Below are 2,410 nucleotides of genomic sequence, written 5' to 3'. Positions count from 1 at the left end.
TGATGGCCGGTCCGGCGCTGACCTGGGAGATCGCCGACGGCATCGCGATCGTCACCTTCGACACGCCCGGGTCGTCGGTGAACGTCATCTCGGCGCCGGTGAAGCAGGAAGTGATCCGGGCGTTCGACACCATCAAAGCCGACGAGCGGGTGAAGGCGGTCGCGTTCCTCTCGGGCAAGCGCGACAACTTCATCGCGGGCGCCGACATCGAAGAATTCGTGAAGTTGCAGACCGCTTCGGAAGCCGAGCAGCTCTCGGCCGATGGTCAGGCGATGCTCGGCAAGATCGCGGACTTCCCCAAGCCGGTGGTCGTCGGCATTCACGGCGCCTGTCTGGGAGGCGGCCTCGAGTTCTCACTCTGCTGCACCTACCGCGTCGCCACCGATCATCCCAAGACGTCGATCGGGCTTCCTGAGATCAAACTCGGCATTCTCCCCGGCGCCGGCGGTTGCCAGCGGCTTCCGCGGCTCATCGGTGTTCGCGCTGCCCTCGACATCATCCTTGCCGGCAAGACGGTCCCCGCCAGGAAGGCGCTCCAGGTGGGCATCATCGACGAGATGGTGCCGCAATCCATCCTCAGGCGGCAGACGCTGGAGATCGCGAAGAAACTGGCAGGTGGCTGGCGTCCCCACCGGCGCCGTCCGGGAGGCCTGATGGGCTTCCTGCTCGACGGCAATCCGCTCGGGCGGATGCTCGTGTTCAACCTGGCACGAAAGAGCGTCGAGAAGGAGACGCACGGGAATTACCCGGCGCCCCTCGCGGCGCTCGACGCCGTCGAGTTCGGCCTCAAGCACGGGATGACCGCGGGACTCGCGCATGAAGCCAGAGGGTTCGGCCGGCTCGCCGTGACCGACGTCTCGCGCAAGCTCGTCCAGATTTTCTTCGCGGATTCGGCGCTCAAGAAGGACTTGGGGCAAGAGAATCCCCCGCCACCGGTCGAAGTGCGGCGCCTGGGTGTCGTCGGATCGGGATTCATGGGTTCAGGGATCGCCGGTACGGCCGTGGTCCAGGCTGGTGTGGATGCCCGGCTGAAGGACGCGGACCTTGGACACGTCTCCAAGGGCGTGGCCGCGGCGCGCAGTGTCATCGAGGACCACTACAAGAGACGCCGGATCACCAGATTCGACCGCATCAGACTCCTCGCGCTCGTGTCCGGAGATGCGGCGTTTACCGGGTTTGGTCGCGCCGAGCTCGTGATCGAGGCCGTATTCGAGGATCTCAAGGTCAAGCAGCAGGTACTGAAGGAAGTCGAAGCCGCGATCCAGCCCTCCGCCGTCTTCGCGACCAACACCTCGACCATCCCCATCTCCGACATCGCCTCGGCCTCGAGCAGACCTGGCCAGGTGATCGGCATGCATTTCTTCTCGCCCGTCCCGCGGATGCCCCTTCTGGAAATCATCCCCGGGAAAGCCACGGCGCCGGGCACCGTGAGCACCGCCGTGGCGTTCGGGCGGCGGATGGGAAAGACGCCCGTCGTCGTGAAAGACAGCCCGGGCTTCTGGGTGAACCGGATCCTGGCCCCCTACATGTGCGAGGCGGCGTACGTGCTGCTGGGCGGGACCGGCATCGACGAAATCGACCGGGCGCTCGTGCAGTTCGGCTTCCCCGTGGGACCCCTGACCCTGCTGGACGAAGTCGGCCTCGACGTGGCCGTGCACGCATCCGAAGTGCTCTTCAAGGCGTTCGGCGAGCGCATGAAGCCGGTTCCGGTGCTCGAGGCCTTCATCAAAGACCGGCGGCTGGGCCGCAAGTCGAGCAAGGGCTTCTACAAGTACGAGAAGGGCAAGAAGGCCGGCGTGGACGAGAGCGTGTATACGCTCGCCGGCGTTCACCCCAACGGCGGCCCTCGAGCCGCCGAGATCGTGCAGCGACTGACGCTGTCCATGGTGAACGAGGCCGCGCGGGCCTTCTCCGAAGGCGTCGTCCGCTCGCCCCGCGACGGGGACATCGCGGCGATCTACGGGTTCGGCTTCCCGCCTTTCCGCGGCGGCCCGCTCCGCTATGCCGACGATCTCGGCGCCGCGCGGATCGTCCACGACCTCGAGCGCCTGACCGAACGGTTGGGCATGCGATTCACGCCCTGCGACGCGCTGAAAGACCTCGCGCGGAGCGGCGGCAAATTCTACTCCTGATCATCTAAAGGATCTACACGACGATGCTGCGCGCCGGCCTTCTCTGGCTCAGCGAGCAACCGCAGGTATTCCGCTTCGTCCGGTCCAGCCGCCTGGCGCAGAAGTTCGCGTCCCGGTTCGTCGCGGGTGAAACCGTTGATACCGCCATCGCGGTCCTCAAGGACCTGAACGCCGCGAATCTGACCGTGAGCCTCGACCTCCTGGGGGAGTCCGTCAGTTCACCCGAGGAAGCGAAGGGCGCGCAGCACAGCTACCTCGAGCTCCTGGATCGCATCCAG

General features: G+C 66.0%; 2 protein-coding genes. Both read left to right on the top strand.

Translation table 11 applies throughout. The features are described 5' to 3' along the window. Positions 1-2: 2 nt before the first annotated feature. Positions 3-2,132, top strand: a complete 2,130-nt coding sequence (gene fadJ / locus VFS34_08260; protein ID HET9794442.1) for a fatty acid oxidation complex subunit alpha FadJ — start codon at positions 3-5, stop codon at positions 2,130-2,132. A 23-nt stretch (positions 2,133-2,155) separates the two neighbouring features. Then, on the top strand, positions 2,156-2,410 hold a 255-nt coding region (locus VFS34_08255; GenBank protein ID HET9794441.1), incomplete at its 3' end, for a proline dehydrogenase.

It is taken from the genome of Thermoanaerobaculia bacterium, assembly GCA_035717485.1.
Classification (GTDB): Bacteria; Acidobacteriota; Thermoanaerobaculia; order UBA5066; family DATFVB01; genus DATFVB01.
The sequence above is the reverse complement of the archived record's forward strand: the minus strand, read 5'-3'. Positions and strand labels throughout refer to the sequence as shown.

What these genes read in the sequence shown, in the direction of transcription:
- fadJ (HET9794442.1), top strand. Translation starts at nt 3, where the DNA reads ATGGCCGGTCCGGCGCTGACCTGGGAGATCGCCGACGGCATCGCGATC.